Origin of the sequence: Streptomyces europaeiscabiei, from assembly GCF_001550375.1 — a bacterium.
Taxonomy (GTDB): Bacteria; Actinomycetota; Actinomycetes; order Streptomycetales; family Streptomycetaceae; genus Streptomyces; species Streptomyces europaeiscabiei.
In genome coordinates this window covers 1-18,699 of sequence record NZ_LRTR01000804.1, presented here as the reverse complement: position 1 = coordinate 18,699, position 18,699 = coordinate 1, and the positions used below count along the sequence as shown (strand labels likewise).

At 69.1% G+C, this 18,699-nt stretch carries 13 protein-coding genes; 4 read left to right on the top strand and 9 right to left on the bottom strand.

The window, feature by feature from the left end; all coding sequences use genetic code 11:
- Positions 1-238 precede the first annotated feature (238 nt).
- The 6 genes from AWZ10_RS39620 to AWZ10_RS55370 all read right to left on the bottom strand — a co-directional run bounded on the left by AWZ10_RS39620 (position 239) and on the right by AWZ10_RS55370 (position 6,152).
- Complete coding sequence (locus AWZ10_RS39620; protein WP_060893480.1) at positions 239-682, bottom strand: hypothetical protein; 444 nt, start codon at positions 680-682, stop codon at positions 239-241.
- A 47-nt stretch (positions 683-729) separates the two neighbouring features.
- Complete coding sequence (locus AWZ10_RS54570; protein ID WP_244172708.1) at positions 730-1,764, bottom strand: hypothetical protein; 1,035 nt, start codon at positions 1,762-1,764, stop codon at positions 730-732.
- Complete coding sequence (locus AWZ10_RS39605; RefSeq protein WP_060893479.1) at positions 1,761-3,743, bottom strand: hypothetical protein; 1,983 nt, start codon at positions 3,741-3,743, stop codon at positions 1,761-1,763. The genes AWZ10_RS54570 and AWZ10_RS39605 overlap by 4 nt, the downstream gene beginning before the upstream one ends.
- A complete protein-coding gene (locus tag AWZ10_RS39600) occupies positions 3,740-4,495 on the bottom strand; it encodes a TIR domain-containing protein (RefSeq protein ID WP_060893478.1) in 756 nt (251 codons plus the stop codon). The genes AWZ10_RS39605 and AWZ10_RS39600 overlap by 4 nt, the downstream gene beginning before the upstream one ends.
- Before the next feature lie 12 nt (positions 4,496-4,507).
- Complete coding sequence (locus AWZ10_RS39595) at positions 4,508-5,800, bottom strand: helix-turn-helix domain-containing protein (RefSeq protein WP_060893477.1); 1,293 nt, start codon at positions 5,798-5,800, stop codon at positions 4,508-4,510.
- Positions 5,801-6,020: 220 nt separating this feature from the next.
- Complete coding sequence (locus AWZ10_RS55370) at positions 6,021-6,152, bottom strand: hypothetical protein (RefSeq protein ID WP_279616671.1); 132 nt, start codon at positions 6,150-6,152, stop codon at positions 6,021-6,023.
- A 503-nt stretch (positions 6,153-6,655) separates the two neighbouring features.
- Between AWZ10_RS55370 and AWZ10_RS39590 the strand changes: the two genes are divergently transcribed.
- Entirely contained in the window at positions 6,656-8,371 is a 1,716-nt protein-coding gene (locus tag AWZ10_RS39590) for a trypsin-like peptidase domain-containing protein (protein ID WP_060893476.1), read from the top strand.
- Complete coding sequence (locus tag AWZ10_RS39585) at positions 8,368-11,040, top strand: phospholipase D-like domain-containing protein (RefSeq protein ID WP_060893475.1); 2,673 nt, start codon at positions 8,368-8,370, stop codon at positions 11,038-11,040. Before AWZ10_RS39590 ends, AWZ10_RS39585 begins: the two co-directional genes overlap by 4 nt.
- A 449-nt stretch (positions 11,041-11,489) precedes the next feature.
- On the opposite strand, the gene AWZ10_RS39580 is transcribed toward AWZ10_RS39585, so the two are convergent.
- On the bottom strand, positions 11,490-13,112 hold the full coding sequence (locus tag AWZ10_RS39580) for a serine/threonine-protein kinase (RefSeq protein ID WP_244172707.1): 1,623 nt from the start codon (positions 13,110-13,112) through the stop codon (positions 11,490-11,492).
- Between the two features lie 614 nt (positions 13,113-13,726).
- Here AWZ10_RS39580 and AWZ10_RS39575 point away from each other — a divergent pair.
- Together AWZ10_RS39575 and AWZ10_RS39570 are read left to right on the top strand one after the other, a co-directional pair.
- Complete coding sequence (locus tag AWZ10_RS39575) at positions 13,727-14,539, top strand: competence protein CoiA family protein (RefSeq protein WP_060893474.1); 813 nt, start codon at positions 13,727-13,729, stop codon at positions 14,537-14,539.
- Between the two features lie 189 nt (positions 14,540-14,728).
- Positions 14,729-16,150: a hypothetical protein gene (locus AWZ10_RS39570; RefSeq protein ID WP_208618636.1), complete on the top strand. Its 1,422-nt coding sequence runs from the start codon at positions 14,729-14,731 to the stop codon at positions 16,148-16,150.
- 132 nt (positions 16,151-16,282) lie between these two features.
- Here AWZ10_RS39570 and tpg read toward each other — a convergent pair whose 3' ends face one another.
- Together tpg and tap are read right to left on the bottom strand one after the other, a co-directional pair.
- Complete coding sequence (gene tpg, locus AWZ10_RS39565; protein ID WP_060893473.1) at positions 16,283-16,840, bottom strand: telomere-protecting terminal protein Tpg; 558 nt, start codon at positions 16,838-16,840, stop codon at positions 16,283-16,285.
- A gap of 14 nt (positions 16,841-16,854) precedes the next feature.
- The coding region (gene tap, locus AWZ10_RS39560; protein ID WP_060893472.1) for a telomere-associated protein Tap at positions 16,855-18,699 on the bottom strand (1,845 nt) is incomplete at its 5' end.

Genomic DNA, 18,699 nt, shown 5'->3' with positions numbered 1-18,699 from the left:
AGACAGGGCCGAACGTTTTACAGTCCCTATCACCCTGCCGCAGCGCGCGGGCTGGTTCACGCAGATCACCAACGGGCCCGACCTGCTGGCGGCCGTCGTCGATGGCGGAGCCTTGGACGGCGCGGTACTGGAGCTGAGCTGGGCGGCGGACAACCAGATCCACTCCGTCTACGGCGCCGGTACCTACCGTTTCCCTCTGCCTCACGGACTCGCCCACGACAGCCTGTGTGCTCAGAACTCAGTCCTGTGGCGGGTCGGGGTGGTGGGCGTGGATGGTCAGTCCGGTGATCCGGCCTGATTGGATGACTGGGCCGTGGTGTACACCGCCTTTAACGTGGTTGTGTACGGTGCCCGGCCGCGCGGCTCCGCTCTGGAGGTGCTGCAACGACGTGAGCAGTTCGCGCAGTTCGGCGCCGGAGACGGCGCGTGCCTCCAACAGATGTCGTAGGTATGCGTCCCACTGTTCGACGGTCTCGCGGGCCTCGTGTGGACGGCCAGTGGACTGGGAGGCGAGGAGCCGGTCCCGCGCGGCGTCCAGATCGGTGATCGTGGAGTTGCCTGGATCGTTGCGTGAGAGGAACCGCCGCAGGAGTTCGCGGGCGTGCGTCCAGGAATCGGTGACCATGAGTGAGACCAGGGCGGTCGCTCCTGACGCGGTCAACGCGGCCAACTCGCTGTCCATGGTTCTCCTTCAAGTAGATCTGAGCTCCGGGTATTCGGCCGTCTGCGTCATCTGGGGTGTTCTGGCTCTTCTGGCTGGTCGCCCGCGTTGGAAGTGAAGGCTGCTGGCGGGTCGTAGCGGCGCAGCAGTTCATCAGCCGTCTCGTGTTTGTCCTGCGTTCTGATGATGTCGGCGATCTGCTTGGTGAGCATTCCCCGTCGGTCATCTCCGCTGGTGAAGCCCATGCCGGTGAGGAAGGCATCGAAGTGGTCAGAAGCTGTCGGTTCCCGTTCGGCAGGCGTGGAGGTCTCGCTGGACGTGGGGATGAGGTCCTGAAGCCGCTCGGGGATATCGGCGTCGTTGGCTGCGGATGTGAGCTGGGCAAGGAGACCGAGGTCTGCCACGGTCTTCTCTACGTGGTTGTCGTTCTTGGCCAGCCACCAGACCACCGCGCTGCCAGTGTCCTTGAGTACGTCGTCGCCCAGGTACTCGCGCTTGCTCTTCTCGTATGTGCGCTGGTGTTCCCAGACCGCCTTGTCCTTGCGGATCTCAGCGAGTTTGGTCAGCCGTTCCTGGTCGGGTTCGTGCAAGGTGAGCGTGACGTTTTCTGCCATGACTTGGAGATGGCCGGTGTGGTCCGGACGCATTCTGCTGAGGGCACCGCTCAGTTCGTGCTGGACGAGTGAGGCCCGGCCGGGCTCCCGCTGTTCGGTGAGCGTGCGGGCGCGGTCCAGCACCGCTTCGACGGCGAGGCCTGCCGGGTTGAGGACGGGGTCGTCGCCGTGGGTTTCGAGAGGGTGCCACCGTACGGTGGCGGAGAACACGAAGTCGTAGTCGGGCCATCGGCTGGGCAGTGCGACGCGGCTGACGTGGTGTTCCCTGCGCTCGATCGGAGCGGCGGGGAGGAAGTTCGTGAAGTCGGCGGGTAGAGAGCCGCGGCGTGTCGCTGCGATCTTGAAGGCTGCCGCGGGAGCGCCGATGACGGCGAGGGCCAGGGCGGCCCACGCCCATGCGGGCCATTCCTGCACCAGGCCGAGGATGGTCAGCAGTAGGGCACACAGGACGGTGAGGAAAACGATCGTCGTCTTGCGGCCGGTGGTCATCGTGTGGTCCCCCTGGGCGGTGCGGCCGACGGGCGTAGGCCCTGGGCCGTGGAGATCTTCTGGAGTAGGTGTTCGGTGGTTGCGGCGCCGGATGCCCGCCCACCTGGGGCGGCGGGCTCTGCGGCGCGGGCGGCCGAGTACAGCGCTGCGAGGGTGCTGCCGTTTCGGCCCGCGGCATCGACCAACAGAGCGAGCAGCCGGTCGCGACTTTTGTCGGCGGTGCAGGCTGTGTGCAGCCATCGTTCGGCGTACGGCTGCCAGTGCGGCTGCGGTAGTCGGGCGAGTGCCTCCGCCCAGCCTGCTACCGCGCAGTCCTGGACGCCCTTTTCGTCGATGAGCGGGCGCAGTGCGCCTGCTGGGTCCGTGAGTGCCACGGGGTCGCAGATCCGCAGGAAGAGGCGGGCGTCGACGGTCGGTGCGGCCGAATGACAGGTGAGGCGGTCGAGCATGCGGCGGCGAAGTCGGGCACTGGTCGCTGCCAGGCGGCACAACGCATCGAGAGCGGGGGTGGCGCCGCGTTCCCGGCGGGCCAGGTGATGTAAGCGGGTCACGGCCTGGTCAGGGTGAGTGGGGGCGATCACGTCAGTGCAGGCGCGTAGGAGAACATGCGCGAGGTTCCCCGTCAGATGCTTCCCCTTACACCAGTAGTAGACGAGCATCCGCAGGCTTCGGCCGTAGCGCGGGTCGTTCAGACCGCAGGCCAATGTGTCCACAGCGGCCTCCAGCCGGGCACGGCTCGTGGGCGCAGCGCTCCACTCCTCCGCCAGGAATGCCAAATCGTTTCCCCGTCCGGTGCGCAAGTACTGGTCGGCGAGCCGGCCCACCAGTCGCTTGCGTAGATCCGAAGTGATATGCGGATCGTCCAGCTCCGCACTCTGGGCGGTCCAGGAGCTGAACAGGTGCCGCAGGTCAGGCATGTGGTCCCAGAAGTGGGCGCGGACCGCGGCGTCGTAGTCCAGCCTGTCGAACCGCACGCGGCCATCCGGACCGGCTGCTGCACCGATCTCCGCCAAGCGCTCGGCCAGGTCTTTGCCTTCGAGTAAAGGCGTCTCGTCCCGAGGCGTGTTGAGGGTGCTGAGCAGAAGTGCGGCGCCGCGGTGGACGACGTCAGCATGCGCGCCGTGGAGCATGGCGGCGGCAAACAGCAGCGCCCGCTGCTGGGCGGCGCACTTCGTCGAGACGAGTTCGGCGACCTCCTTGCGCCACTGAGTGCGCGCGTCGCGGGACTGCTCGCACCAAGCGGCGAACCCCCCACGAACCGGAGACGCCGCACGGGCTCGGCGAACGCGGTCGGCGAAGTGCGCGATCTCCTCCATCGGCGGCTGTTCTGCCAGGAATTCATCTAGCGCCGGGGCAGGAACCAGGTACTCCTCGTACGGTAGCCGGTGGAGACGCAGATGCCGCCGGAAGACCTCCATGGCCGGCGGGCGCGCAATATCGGCTCGGTAGGGCTGGAGGTGAGACTCCAAGGCGCCATCATGCGGCATGACGACCACCAGATGCGCCTGCTGTTCCTGCACGGCCTTGCGCAGAGCAGACAGGTCCCTACGCGTCTGAGCCCACTGGGAGACGTCCGCCTCGGCAAGGTTCAACAGCAGCCGGTCACCGACGCCGACCAGGCCCGGATCGGTGAGGGCCCCCTCCTCCTCCCCGGGCAGAAGCTCGCGGAAGATACCGGTGCCCTGGTGAACCTCGTACAGCAGGACGCAGGCTGCCGCGGTCCTGCCGCTGCCAGGAGCGCCGTGCAGGATCACGGTACTGCTGCCGTCGAGCACCCGGCGTGCCATGCCCATCCCGGCGGGGTCGACGAACTGCTGCCGAAGAAGGCGGAGCTGGTCATCTGCGATGCGGCGCGGACTTCGGCCGGGCGTCTCCTGGTCACCAAGGCCCACATTGACGGTGTAGCTGTAGAAGTCACCCGAGCCGGCGTGCACCGGCCCGCCGGGCTGCTCGACGCGCGTGGTGAACGTATCGCTCACCGTTCGTCGTCCTCGGGCTGGCCCGAGTCACCGAACCGGTGGCGGATGTCACCACGCTGATCACCCTCGATGCTCGTCATGCCGTCGCCCGAGTAGTGCCGGTCACCTGAAACATGGCGCGAGTTCTGGTAGATATTTCCCTGGCCGGAATGCACAGGACCGGTCGATCCTTTGATCACGGTGTTGCCGACATCTCCGGTGAAGTCACGGCTCTGCACGGCCGTTCCGCTGACGGCGCCAGCCGAATTGGAGACGGAGCCGGGAGCAGGCGTCGGTACTTCGGCGTGCTCGAGGTCGTACAGCTCGGGAACCATCTCGGCTACCAGGTCGCCCAGGCGCTTCAAGTCCGCTTCGCCGTTCTGTGTGTCCAGCCGCACGGACTGCAGTTCGGCCAGCCTCGCCAGCTCGTCCGGCAGTCTTTCCTTGCGCAGGCGTTCCGTCCCCCTGCCTGCGAGGACGGGCACCACCGGCACTCCGCAGTTGAACGCCTCCACAATCTCCTTGCGGACCCAGTCCTCCGGGTCGCGCAGCCTGGACTGGAAGTTGAGCCAGTCGGCCCCGATGATCGCCAGCACCAGTGCGCTGCGGCGCACGCTCATGAGGAGGGCGTCGGGGTAGGTGGAGCCCGGAGGGATGGACCTCGAGGCGCGAAACGCCCGGTCCTTGCCGAAACGGTTGGCAAGCTCGTTGTCGATCAGGGCGGCGATTTCATTGCCGTCCCCTGTGCGGTAGTTGATGAACACGTCGGGCATGCCAGGTTCCTCTCAGGAGACAGGGAGTCGGGATAGCACTGCCAGGCGTGGCTCCAGCCGGCGCACCAGGGCGTGGCCGGAATAGCGGGCCAAGACGCGGGAGAGGCGACGGAGGTCGATCGTCACGGTCGCGGACCGGACAGCCTCCACTCCGTCGAGCAGCGGCGCCGCCAATGCGCACGCGTGGTCGATCTCACCGTGCGACGCATAAGCCAGCGCCCGGCGTACGCCGTAACGCACCTGCGTACGCACCGCATCAGGCGACACCAGCGCAAGTTGGCGGTCCAATTCCTCAGCTGCCCTCCGCATCTGGCCGAGGTCGAACAGACACCACCCGGTGATCATGCCGGCCGAGTCAGGCAGATGCATGCTGCCGATCACGGGAGCGTCGCCCTCGCTTTCCTGGCGGGCCAGCAGTGTCCGGGCCCGGTCCAGAGCGCGTAAACACGCGTCACCATCGCCGGCGAGAGCGTGCCCCTGCGCCTCGCGCTGCGCGGCAAGACCCCGGATCCGCGGCGGGAGCGTGCCGCTCTGCGCCCGACGTGCCAGAGCAACGGTCTGCTCGGCATCGTCCTGATACAGCGTGACCAGGGCCCGCCGGACCAGCGCATACCCGGCCAGTGCCCGGTCGCCACCGGCTGCAGCAAGGTCTACCGCGCGCTGCGTCCACCACAGCGCCGCCTGCTCGTCACCCGTCTCCTGCACCAGCCAGCCGACGTACTCGGCGTACCGGGAGCCCAGCGCCAGCAACTCCTGGCGGGTGCGGGAATCCACGTGTGCGGACAACTCCCGCAGTGTATGGGTCTGCGCTATCAGCCCGGGCAGCAGGAAGCCGGGCTCAACGCTCTGGCCGAGCCGCCGGTAGTGCGTGAACAGCGAACGGGATGCATCCAGCATCCCCACGCCCCCGCTCTGCGATACGCGGCTTTGGCCGCCCGTACGCCAGTTCATCAGCGAGGCTGCCCCGGCGCTAACGACCTGCCGCCGACCCACGGGCTGAAACCCGCTCGAACCATCCGGTGACAGTTGCATCACCCACTCCTCCTCGTTGACCCCGTAGGGAGCCGGTTCCTTCGGTACGTCAGTAGCGGGCGGGGCGATCAGAGCGATCAGCGCTCCGCCGGCGTGGAGGGCGGCGTCGCACAACCGAGCCAGATCACGGCTGGGCGCCTTGATGCCTCGTTCGACCTTGCTCAACTGCGCCTTGCTGTAGTGCACGACCGCGGATAGCGCTGTCAGACTCAATCCGGCGCCCAAGCGCCGCTTCCTCAGCTCTTCGCCGAACTCGCTGGACGGCTGTGGCACGGAAACCTCCAGGACCGTCCATCCAGGTGCAAGAGGGTTGCTGCACGAAAGAGTGCGGCACTCCTGACTGGACGGACAAGGCAAATGGCACTGTTTCCCGTTTCCTCTCCGCAGACGGGAGGCGCTACTCGCGACGAGAGGACCCGCCAGATCGGGCGCCAACCAGGCCTGCCGCGGAGCGGATTAAGGGCCTGAACGGAGATCGATCAGGGCGGCACTCTCACTGAGGTGCTGGAGCAGGGTGTGGGCTCACCTCGGGGGTGGTGCCGCTGTGCACGCCGCGCAGCTCCACCAGCTGCGCGTCGGCCTCCATGACCAACTGGGTGATGTGGAAGCGGTGTTCGGCGGACACGGCGGCCCGCCACCGGGTCCCCGAGCCGCCCGAATGTGCGCGGTCATGACGCGCAAGCCTCCGGCCATGGTGGCGGGCTGCTGTTCCCGCTGCAGTCGCCACGGATCGTCCCTCCACCGGGCGGCCCGCCTTCACCGCGCCGTCGGCGGATGACAGCGCCGCATTCCGCGCACTTGACGGTGACCTGCGGTCCGACCGTGCAGGCGCGGTGGGTTTGCCGGTCATGAGGCAGCACGTTCAGAACGGCCACAGGCGGCGAAAATACCGACGATTGGCAGCCCCGGACGGCGCCTGCTTCTTTGCCACCGCGGGCAGTTTCGCGGCCTGAGCGCCTGCTGCAGCTGGTATGTCAGGTAGCGGCGGGTACCGGGCCACTGACCTGCTGCGCTCCTTCCTCCAACAGCTGCGGCGTTTTTTCGGAACTCGAGTTCTCGGTCGTGCCCTGCTCGCGACCGGACCTCTACGGTGAACCTCTGCAGTCGGCGCATGGGAGACGCGAACAGGTGACAGCGAAGTTTGAGGGGCTGAGGGCAGACGGGACGAAGGTGCCTGCACCCGCCTGGATCGAGGCCTCGCTGAAACTCAAAGAAGGCCGGGACCCGCTCGGACTCCAGACGACCACGCAGGACCGGCTGATGCCGGTCCTGCTTCCCGGCATCCTGGAGTTGTCGCGGCGGGCCCGCTACTTCTCGTTCCACGCCTTCCTGCTCGCCGAGTACCGCGACCGGCACCTCGCGGCTGACGGCAATACGCTGTCGGCATTCATCAAACGTCGGGAGTGGGAGTACGGCCTGGCTGTACTGCGCTGCCCCCGGGACTGCGGATCGAGTCCAGTGGGGGCCCGCAAACTGAGCGGCCTGGCGATGGGGCCGGGGCCCTATGGGCGGGGTGAATCGGTGGAGAGCGCCTTTGGCGGCTACGGGCTGTACTACCGTTCGCCGATGGCCGAGTTCGGCATCGTGGCCAGAACAGGGACGCTGCTCGGCGGTCGGCCGATCCCCATCGACGTGCTCTACGATACCGACCGGGCTCGGCGGCTCGCGAACACATTCAAGTCGGCCGTGGAGCACACCGCGTACTACCAGCGTGCCATGTGGGCGGCCGACGACCTGCCGGCCGATGTGATCGATGAGTACGCCCATGTCGCCTGTTTGTGCCGACTGCGGGAGCTGCCTGAAGAGCGTGACGCCGTCCACGCTGCGCTGTTCGGTACGGACACCCCGGACGCCGAAGTGCTCTCCACCGTGGTCGGGGAAAACAGCGAACTGCTGGGCGTCGACGATGGTCCGACAGTGGTCGGGGAGGTGTTCTCGGAGGCGGGGGTGCGGCAACGGCGCCTCAGCGTTGGCCACTACCTCTCGCTCCTCGACACTGCCCCGAGCGTCGTCGCCTCGGAGACCGCGTACCGGGACGCGCTGTGGTCGCCGCCGGCGCCCCGCAGCGAAGCCCATGCCGTGGTAGCGGGTCAGTGGGCTGCGCTGATAGCCAAAGACGTCTGGCAGGAGGCACTTTGCTCGGTTTGGTCCGAGTTCTGCCGAGCCGGCCTGACCCGCACCCGTGATCTTGGCCGCGGCCTCACTTGGGATGAGGTGCGCAGGGTCGCTGCTGGTCTGGCTGCCGGGCAACCGGACCTTGACCCGACCTCTTTGACCACTGCCCTCGCCGCCCAGCTGGCGGCCGGGACGCTCGCCGTTTCGGATGCCGATGGCACCGACGTGGATGTGGCAACTGCACCGCTGGACGATCTGCGACGGCTCACCAGCCGGCTCGATACCGCCTCCTCCGGTCTTGTGGTGGTGCTTGAGCTGGCCCGCCGGATGGAAGGCCGCGCAGGAGACGGCTGGCAGAAGGCCGCCGGCATCAGGTCGGGATGGCAGCCCTCGATCGCTGGCGTCATCGCAGCCCTGGGCAGCCATCTGGCCGATAGCCCCACTGTGGCGGACACGTTGTGGTGGCTGGTGTCACGGTTCGTCATCCCCGTCCATGAGCGGATCGCGTACTCGAAGCTGCCGGAACTCACCTTCCGCTTCCGTTGGGAGGACGGCCTGCTGCGCTTCTACGACCACGGAATCGGGCGGTTCCCGCTGGCAGCTGTTCGCAATGCGCCCTTGTCGTCCCTCACTTGGGACCTCGGCTTGTGGAGCGAGACCGCCGACGATAAAAGTCCTGCAACTCTGACCGCACGGGGAATGAGATTCGTCGAAGAGGTCCTCGGATGACGGACACTCCCGAAAACGGTCCGGTGATACCCACAGTCCAGCCCATCGTCGAACTCTTCACCGGCGGCGCGCAGGCGCTATGGGCCACGACGTACACCATGGATCTCGGACTGTTCAACGAGTTCCTGCTCGCCCGGCTCGGCGAACCGCCGCTCAACATCGCCGTGCTGGCTGACCATCGGCGTCTCACCACCAGCCTTGCCCGCATACCAGCGGAGCGCGCCGACACGCTCGCAACCGTGAACCGCCGCTGGCTCCTGCGCGGGGTCCGGATCAGCGGGGCATTCCACCCCAAGTCCTATTTGGCGGTCACCGGTGCCAGGGCCACGCTGCTGGTCGGTTCCGGAAACCTGTCGGCCGGAGGTCTGGACGATGGCCGCGAGGCGTTCACCACCTTCCGGTCTGGCACCCCTGTCGGCGACGCCGCCATCGCCGCGTGGCGATCGTGGATGCGGCGCCTCGTCGGCATAGTCGGTGACACCACGCTCGCCGCACGGTTCCAGCACCTCGAAGGCCAGATCCCGTCCCCGGCTGTGGCCACCCAGCACGTGCCATCGCCCCTGCTGCACAACCTTGACACCCCGATCGCCGACCAGCTTGCGGCCGTAGTCGCCGAGTCGGGAGTTCGGGTGAACGAGCTGTGGCTGGCCGCTCCCTTCTACGACGCTAATGCCGTCGCAGTCGGCGCCCTGCTCGACATGCTGAAGCCCGAAAGGGTGAAGCTCTTCGTCACCGGGTCGACGAGCGTCAACGGCGAGCGACTCGCCGAGCGGCTTGCCGCAAGCGGCGCTGGCGTGTCCGTGGCTGCCTATGAGCCCGATCAGTTCGTCCACGCAAAGCTCATCGGCATCCTGGCGGGACCGCGAGCGTGGCTAGTGTCCGGATCGGCGAACCTCTCGAGCGCCGCGCTCAGGCTGACCCACGCCGCCCAGGGCAACATCGAACTCGCTGTCCTTGCCCCGCTGGAGACCGACGAGGTTCGGGCCGCTTTCGTGCCGCCCGGCGTGGCGGTTCGGGAACACAGTCTCCGAGCTCTGACGTCCCTCAGCTTCCGCACCCACCCGGAGCCGGAATCCCCCACAGCGCAGCTTGTGACCGCCACCGCGCTTCCCGATGGCCGGATCGAGATCACGACCGAGCCACCCTGGAGCGACGACTGGCTCCTCGACGACCTCACATGTCATCAGCCCCTCACCGCCGGCGACAACGGCCGTGCGCTGACCGCCGGGCCGCTGGAAGGCCGACTTGTCCAACTCCTCGACGGCGACGAGCAAGTCCTGTCGAACCGTGTCATCGTTGATGACCCCGTCGCCCTCGCCGCCACGCTCATCAAGAACTCGGCCCGCTCCGGCGGCGACATTCCCCCCGAACTCCACGGCGCAGATCTGGACACACCTCTCGGCCGGGCACTCATCCGGCTGCACCGCAACCTCACCATGGATGTCAGCGAACTGGCCACGACCACCGGTACCGCAACGGAGGCCCGTGGCGAGCACGGTGAACAGACGGATGACGACCTGTGGGACCGCCTCGAACGTGAACAGCTCGCACGCGACCCCCGGGCGAGTGTCTACAACCGCGTGTGGAGGCGCCATACGCTCGATGGCGCCGAACCGCTCGTCGAACTGCTCGAGGCACTCCGCGCCCGTACCCCGACCATCGCCAGCCCGCATCCGCATTCGCTGCTCGCACAGCTTCTCGACCGCACACACGAGCAACCTGACCACGGTGAGCACAGGCCGCCCCGCTCCTGGAAGCCGTCCACGCGAATCCGGATGCGCGCCCGGAACGTCCTGCGCCGCTGGGCCGCCGCGCAAACCGATCCACGCCTTGTATGGGTCGATCCGTTCGCCCCCGCCGGGAACTTCGCCGTGATGGCCATTACCCTCGCCCACCTCCGCCTCGACCAAGCCCGCCATCCGGAGCGGGCCGAGCTCACCGACGACGACCTGGACGAGATATGGCAGCTGTGGCTGCGGCCGTTCGTAGGGACCGGCCAGGGCGACGGCTGGCTCGACCAGCTCGACGCGCCGACCCGAACGCAAGTGCTCAACCGGCTGCCCGCCTGGCTGCCTGAAACCGTCGCGGCTCTGTGCTGGCTGGTGATTCAGCCTGGCAGCGACCGGCGCGAACGCGTCGTCGCCGTCAAACCGGTCCTTGCGGCGGCCCTCGCCCACGGCCTGCTCGATCCGACCGAGACGACAAGCCATTACCTATCCGCTATAACCAGACAAAACATCACCTGTGACGTGGCCGACGATCAGCTCCTCGCCGCCATCGACTTCATCGACGACGACCTCTGGTGCGCCCGCACGGCTGAAGAGTTCGGCCTGGACGAGCTGAGGCTGGCAGCGTCGCCGGGTGTAACGGCCGTCCAGCTCCGGCTCGATGTCCGCGGCATAACCGCCCCGTTCATCGACGCGCGCGTGCCCCGTCTGGTCGTCGCGGCACGGCACTATCGCCGGTGCGATGGAGTCGTCCTGATCGCCGCCGACTGCGGCTGGCGTCTCGCGTTCGTGACCGATGAGACGATCGCCTACCTGCCCGGCGTGGGCGAGACGTTGGCCGAGTCGGCTCGGCCACTTACCCGCGGAGCCCTTGAGGAACTCTGTGCGGCAGGCGGCGTCCTCGCCGACCTCTTCCCCGCCGAATATGCGACGACGCTTTGATGCCGGGCGAGTGACGGGGACGACGGCGCGCGGGACAGGGCCCGGGGAACCAGATGGTCTCGAGCCGCGAGGCTCGGATCGGCCGGACCTGTTCTCCCCGTGCCCCTTGACGGCTCAAGAGGGGGGCGCTGCCGCTGGCTTGGATCTCGGCCGCGGCCTGACGGGAGATGGTGCGGTGTCCACAGGCCAGCGTCGGCCCGCGCCGCGCCCGCGGCTGGCGGTGGCGCTGCAGGTGGCCCGGGGCGCCGCCAGCCCACTCCCCGGGGCAGTCGAACGGCGATAACGTCGTACGCATGATCCGCCAGTGCCACACTCGAGACGGCACCGGGGTGATCCGCACGCCATCATGCAGATGACCGGCGTGCGGTGGGAGTGTCTAAATTAGACACTCCCGCGCGCCCCCTGCGGCCCTGCAGTAGGAGTCCGTGGTTTCTGCGGAGGTGTTGCGGCTATACGCGGCAGCTGTCGGTGTGGGTGACCTCTCGGAAGTTGGCGATGAGGGGGCTGGCCATCGACTCGCGGTAGACGACGGCGGCACGACCGTAGGGCCAGGTGATGTCGTCGTGGAAGGTCTGCTGGGCTTCTGCGCAGCTGCCGAACATCAGACCGCGGACGATGTCGGTCCAGTCGGCATCGTCCTGGTAGCTCTGCCCTTCGGGGTAGCTTCCAGGGCCGAAGGTGACGAACATCGTCTGCGCCGAGGGGTTGAATGTGACGGTCACTTCGTCGCCCATGTACTGCTGCCCTTGAAGGACGGGAGCAGCGCCCTCGCGCAGGCGCTGTGCGGCGGCTTTCTCCGCCTGTGTGGCCGGTACCCGGGCGGCGGCCCACTCCTCAACGGTGGGCTGAGCGCTGTCGCTGCGGGTGTAAGCGGGAGAGGGGGCAGGCGAAGAACGAGGAATCGGCGAGGAGGATGACGGTACGTCGGAGGTGGTCAGCGCGGGGCCGGTTTCAGGGCTGGCGGAGTGCTGCGCTGCAGGCGTGAGGCCGGCGGCCGACGTTCTCTGACCGCCGGGTGCGGAGGCCGGTCCCCGAGCGGCGGTGGATGACTGCGTGGCGACGAGGACGCCACCGAGGCTCCCCACGACGGCAGCGGCTGCGACGACCGCCAGGTACAGGCGAGTACGGCCGGTGCGTTTCGAGGGGGCAGGCCAGACCGGCTCGTCGGACGGCAGATCCCAATTGAGACCGACCAAGTCGGCTATCAGCGTCGGCTGAGGCAGATCGGCGGGCCCGGTGACGGCTGTCGTCTGGCTGGCAAGCAACTCACCACACACTTGCGCGAGTTCGGATGCTGCCGGCCGGCTGGAGGGTTCCTTCGACAGGGCCCTATCCACCAGCTGGCGCAGATCATCGCCCATGCCGTCAAGGTCGGGCTCGGCGGACAGGACACGAAAAGCCACGGCGTCCGCAGCACCGCTGCCGAAGGGAAGACGCCCTGTTGCCGCGTAGGCGACCAGGGCACCCCAGGCGAACACATCGCCCTCTGGGCCGACCGTCCCGGTGCGGTAATGCTCAGGGCTGATCCACCCCGGCGTGCCCGTCATCACGCCAGTGCGGGTGACGGAAGTCCCGTCCAAGGCATGAGCGATGCCGAAGTCCAGCACCATCGGTCCCGAAGGCGCCAGAATGACATTCTGGGGCTTCACATCCCGGTGGACAACACCGGCTTCGTGGACTGCGGACAATGCTGCTGCGGTACCCACGGCCAAGGCATACAGACGGGCCCCGGCCAGGGGCCCGCTGGCGGCCACGTACCGGTCGAGGGTGGGACCGGGTACGAAAGCGGTAGCGAGCCACGGACTGGGCGCATCGGGGTCAGCATCAAGCACCGAGACCAGGCAGGGCCCCGCAACACGCTGGGACAGGTGGACCTCCCGCCGGAACCGAGCACGGAACTCGTCGGCGGCGGCCTGCGCCGGATGCACGACCTTGACAGCCATCCGCTCCCCAGCACCGCTGAGCGCGGCATACACGGTGCCCATGCCGCCGGACCCAAGACGCCCCACAACGCGGTAGGGGCCGACACGCTGCGGATCACCTTGCTGCAATGACTGAACACGGCTGGACACGATTGCTTCCCCCTGGTGATCAACAGCACGCATACGCCAAAAGTGGTGATCAATCGTATCGACTACCTGCGCAACCGGAGGCGATGGCAGATGCCGCTGCCAGTCCTCACCCTCCGCCTCGATCCGCCACACACCCGCCCTGCGCAACACCGACCACATCGCCGAACGCGCAGCCCACCACCCAGGCAAGCCCGAAGCCGCGCACCTTACTGCCCTGCCCGTCGCCTCAGTACCGACCCGTGGCGGGACGCGACCGTCCGCCAGCACGCCCGCAGCCTCCAGGCCGCGATTGGCCAACTCCCGCCCGCCCCACACAGGAACTACGCGACGCACGAATCACCGCAGGCGACATCGACGCCCACCAGATGCAACTACGTGCCGCAGATTTCTGTACAGCCGCCCGCAGCCGGAGGCCGCTCGTGATTCTCGCCGGGCCCCTCGCCGCCTGCCGGTCTCCTGATCGGACCCCACGCGCCAGCGGGCCGCCGCCCGCCGCCCGGTGCCGGGTCATGCTTCGCTGGGGCAACTCACGTGCGGGCCGGTCGACTTTGTGGCTACTGGGCGGGCAGGCTGGAGGGATACCCGCAGCCGATCAGTGAAAGGGGAGCGTGCCGATGCCACTGACCGCGCGCCTGCACGGGCACGGGACGCTGGATGTGACCCTCGACGGTCTCGGTGTCGGCATGGCCTGGGAGGCGGTGTACCGGGTGCGGCCGAGGCCGGTTTTGGCCTGCACGGAATGCGGGCTGGCGATGCACGCGAAGGTGTCCGGACGCGGTGGGCGGTTCTTCGCACACGACCGCCGCAGCACCACCTGCGCGGCCGCCGGCGAGACGGAGGAACACCGCGCTCTCAAGAGGGCCTTGGCCGCCGCCGCGCGGGAGACCGGCCACCGGGCGGAGCTGGAGGTGCGCGCCGCGCACGGCGGCTGGCGGGCCGACGTCCTCGTCACCGCGCTGTCAGGAGCGCGGACCGCTCTGGAGGCGCAGGTCTCCTCCGCGTCGGTCGACGAGGTCCTCGAGCGCACCCGCCGCTACCAGGACGACGGCCTCGGCGTGGTCTGGTTCACGCACCGCGCCGCGCGCTGGCTCGACCGGGTGCCCGCCGCCCGCCTGTACCGTCCCGCAGGGCCGGACGGGCCGTGGATCCGTCTGCACCCGCTCGTGCGCCGGTTCAGCGTCGTGGCCTGCGCGGAGGTCTGCGACCCCAGCCCGTTCTGGCACGGCCCTGTTCACGCCAGCTGGGACCACGGCGAGGAACGGGATCTCCCACAGTTCGTCGACGCTCTTCTGTACAGCCGCCTCGTCCCCCGAACGGCCACCACAGCCCTGGGCACCCGCTACGACGGGTGGGCAGCCCCCGAGGACGTCACGGCGGCCGACGAGTACGCCGCGTCGATGCAGGCCACACGGCCCGCACCCGCATGACCTGCGACGCCCCCCACCACGGTGCGGGAGCCGAGGACTCCCCGTAGGCGTCGCCACCCGACTGTTGGCGAGCGTGCGCCTTGTGGTGGGTGCCGGGCGGCGGCCCTCGGCCATCACGGGCCGTATTTCGAGCGCCCTGTGCGATCCCCGCCCCTACGATCGCCTGGTACGACTGCTGGAGGGGCGGAAATGCTCGAGGACATCGAGGACAGGGCAGCGGCAGCGATGCGGCTCGCGGGAGGTGCGCCGCTGCAGAGCACGCTCGATGTCGCCGACCCCGCTGACTGGCTCGCGCTGGACGCAGCAGTACGCGAGGTGGCCTGGTACCGCCCGCAGTTCCTGCCGGGGTGGGAACACTCCGCCCCACTGCCCGCCGACCTCACGCAGCTCGGCGAGTCCCGGCTCGCACTCGCCCTCTGCCACCGCGACGGGCGGATCCGTCAGGAGGCCCTGCGCCAGTCGGTCCGGTACCCCGGCCTGCTGCCGTTGATCGTGATCCGCTGCACCGACTGGGTCGAGCCGGTGCGCGAGCGCGCCCGACAACTGCTGTGCGAGGCCCTGAATATCGACTCTGCCCTCGACCTCGCGCCGCTCATCCTCCGCGTCGGCCGCCGCGACAGAGGCGCCTTCGGTGTCGATGCGCTCGGCCACATTCTGCGTCAGGCATCTCACGGGCAGCTCGCTGTACTCTTCGCTGACCCCGACCGCATCGTCCGTCGGTTCGCCTACCGGCTGGCCGTCGAAGGCCGACTGCTCCGTCCCGCCGAGCTGGCCCGCGCGGCCGCCCGGGACCAGGACACCGTGGTCCAGGACCTGTGTGCCACAGCGGCGCTCACGGTTCTTGGGGATGAGGAGGCCTACGAGGATGTGCTGCCTCCACTGCTGTCCGCGCGCAACCCACATGTCCGTTCGGCCGGCGTCACCGCGCTGAGACGGGCGGGGCGGTCAGAGCAGGCGGAGACGTTTCTCAGCGACCGTTCCGCGCTCGTGCGTGCTTGCGCACGGTATGTCGTACGACAGCAGGGAGGTGATCCGGCGGCCTGGTACCGGGAGCGGTGCACGGCTGCGGACGACCCCGAGTTGCCGCCCGGTGCGGTCATCGGGCTGGCCGAGTGCGGGAACCGCGCGGACGCAGGGCTGTTGTGGCCGCTGCTCGTGCACCCGGCGGCAGGGGTGCGGGCGCGAGCGGTGGCAGGGCTGCGGGCACTGGACTGCGCGGACGCGGACCAGTTGCGGCCGCTCCTCGACGACCCTGCCGCCGGTGTCGTCCGCGAGACGGCCGTCGCCCTGCTGCCCTCGGTCAAGGAACTGCCTGCCGACTGGCTGTTGGAGCGCACCAGCTCCGAGCGGCCGCGGCACGTCCGCGTCGGTGCGTTCCGGCTGCTCGACGCGCGCGGCGGCATCGTGGCGCTACGGGCGGCGGTCGGCCTGTTGGAGGACCCGGATGTGAAGCTGCGCACCTGGGCCGGCCAATCCGCGCAGCGCTGGCATCCGTCGGCGGACGCGCGGCGCGGTGATGCGGAGGTGGGGGAACTGCTCGACCGGAGCCGACACCTCTTCAGCGACTACGTGCTGCGCCGACGCAAGTGGGAGGCCGGGGTGGACACCTGAGACTGCACCGCGGTCCGGAACCCTGCTCGGCACTCGCTGCCCGGCGGGCCTGGTGACAGCACGCCTGCCTTGGTGACAACCATCGTGCTTCGGCTCAGTTCCTGTTCTCCTGCTCCCGGTGCCCCGCCCGCGCTACAGCTCGAACTGCAGGTCGACGAGGTCTTTGAGTTCCACTTCGAGGCCGTGGGCGCGGCGGCCGTTGTCGCGGAAGTACACCTCACCCAGGGCCTCGGCCGCGACCTGACGCAGCTCGTCCTCGTCGACCCCTGCCTCCTGGGCTGCAAGGAGGCGGGCGGCGTGACGGGGCGGCAGGGCGAGGGTGAGGTGACGCACGCGGGCCTGGTCGGTGCTGCCGGCGGCGGCGGTGTAGCCGAACCGGGCCTGGACATCGATCATGATGCCGCTCGTGGTGGCCGCAGCCTGTTTCGCTCTGGCACGGATCTGCGGCTGCCAGCGTGCGCGGACTTCGCGTTCGAGGCGCTCGGCGAGGTGCGGCCGGGGGGTTTTGATCTGGTTGTTCACGTACCGTTCGACGGTGCGCTGGCTGATGCCGAGCAGTTCGGCCACGCGCTGGGTGCTGCGCTGGTGCTGCTTGACCAGGTAGCGCATCTGCGCCCCGGCCGTTTTGGGAACGGGACGCGTGAACGCGCCCTGCACCGCCTTGTCGAGTTCCTCCCCGACCGTGACCATCGCCGTAACGCTCCCTATTCTCCGGTGTCCTTGGCGGTGACCTCGCCGGTCTTGATGTAGCGGGCGAGGTTGGCGACATGGCCGTCTGCGCCGAGCTGTTCGAGGACATCCGCACCCCACAGCACGCTCTGGGTGCCCTCGTGCTTGACCATCCCGGGCGAGACCCCCAGCCGGAAGCTGCCGGGCACGGTCTTGCCGTCGGCGCCGTAGGGCAGGACGTCCAGCGGGCTGGGGCCGTCGGCCGCGTACACCGCGCAGTCGGAGAGGACCGCGACCGGGTACTGCCCGGTGGCCGCCGCCAGATTCAGCATCTTGCGGTGCATGTTGATGCGGGCCCGGGAGATGACGGTGGCACGGATGTCGGGGCGCCATGTCGGGCGGGCGAGGGCGGGCCAGGCCTGCCCCGGCTTCCAGCCGCCGCCGCGCGCCTTCTCCTGCAGCTTGCCGATGCTGCCCTTCACGGTCATCTTGACCGCGTCCACCACGATCCCCAGCTCCGGATCACGGCTCTTGTAGCCGTCCATCGCCTTCAGGAAGTCGGCCGGGGACAGCTTCTCCGCGACGCCGAGGTCCGCCATGGTGGCGACGTAGGCATCGCGCAGCCGCTTGTACCAGCCGTCCAGGAACCGGCCGCTCTCACGGCGCACCCACGCCTCCAGCGGCGTGACGTCGTAGCCGAGTTCGACGGCGTAGGCGACCGTCGGGGTGGCGTACCAGGCCGGGCCCTCGGGGCGGTTGCCGGTCGGCGTGAACGGGCTGGGCAGCAGCGCGGCGTCGATCTCGCGCCACTGCTTGCCGACCTTCACCCGGGCGAGGTCGACGTGGGAGAGGTCGACCAGCCAGGAGCCGGGCACCGCCGCATCGAAGGCGGGGCGGGTGACGTGCACGGGCGGCGAGGCCAGGCCGACGACGGCGCCGTTGGCGGCCGCACCGAAGGCGAGGTTCACATCCAGGCCGACCAGGTGCCGCTTCATGCACTCGTCATCGCTCAGGTCCCGCGCCCAGTCGTAGGCCTCCTCGAACAGCCTCTCGCCGGGCCCGCGCACGTGGAAGCGGGGCAGATGGGCCAGGACGGGGTGCCCGTCGATCGCCTCGCACGGCGCGGGGTCCACCGGCTCCGTACCCAGCGAGCCGGGCCGGTGCTCGCGGTGCCGCCTGCCGTCGGCGTCCGGCTCGCTCGCGCGGGTCGGCGGGCTGAGCGCGGTCATCAGCTGCAGCCCGGTCACGGCGGTGGAGCCGACCGGCGTCATCACCCGGGCCGCGTACACCCCCAGTGCCCGGGCGAGCTCTGCGGGTTCCAATTGCGCGGCATGGCCCCAGGCGCGGCCGTCCAGGGCCCGCCAGGAGGGGATGCACAGCTGTACGCACTGACGGCGGCTGCCCTGGGCGGGGCGGTAGATCCGCGCCCACGGCCCCAGCCCGCGCTTGGTCAGCTGCCACTCCGCGCGCTCGAGCTGCCTGATGACCTTGTGCCTCTCCGGCAGCCGTCCGGCGAGCCGCTCGGAATCCGACAGGGCGGCGGGCAGCCCGTAGCGTTCACACGCGGCCTCGGTGAGCACCAGCAGCGGGTCGGCGTCCTTGCCCGAACCGTGCAGCCTCTCCGCCCCCAGCCGCGCCTCGGTGAGCGTCCACTCCACCAGCGCGGGCAGCGACTTGGCGGGCACGTCCACGATCAGGCCGCCGGCGCCGTAGCCGGTCACATTCCGCTCGGTGTCGGCGTCGAGGACGAGCAGCTGACCGTGCGCGTACGCCCCGCCGGGCGCGGGGGTGTCCGCCGGGGCGGCCTTCTTCGCAGCGGGGCGCCGCTGAGCCGGGGCCTGTTCGGCATGCGGCAGCGACACGGCGGCCGGTGCGCCGAC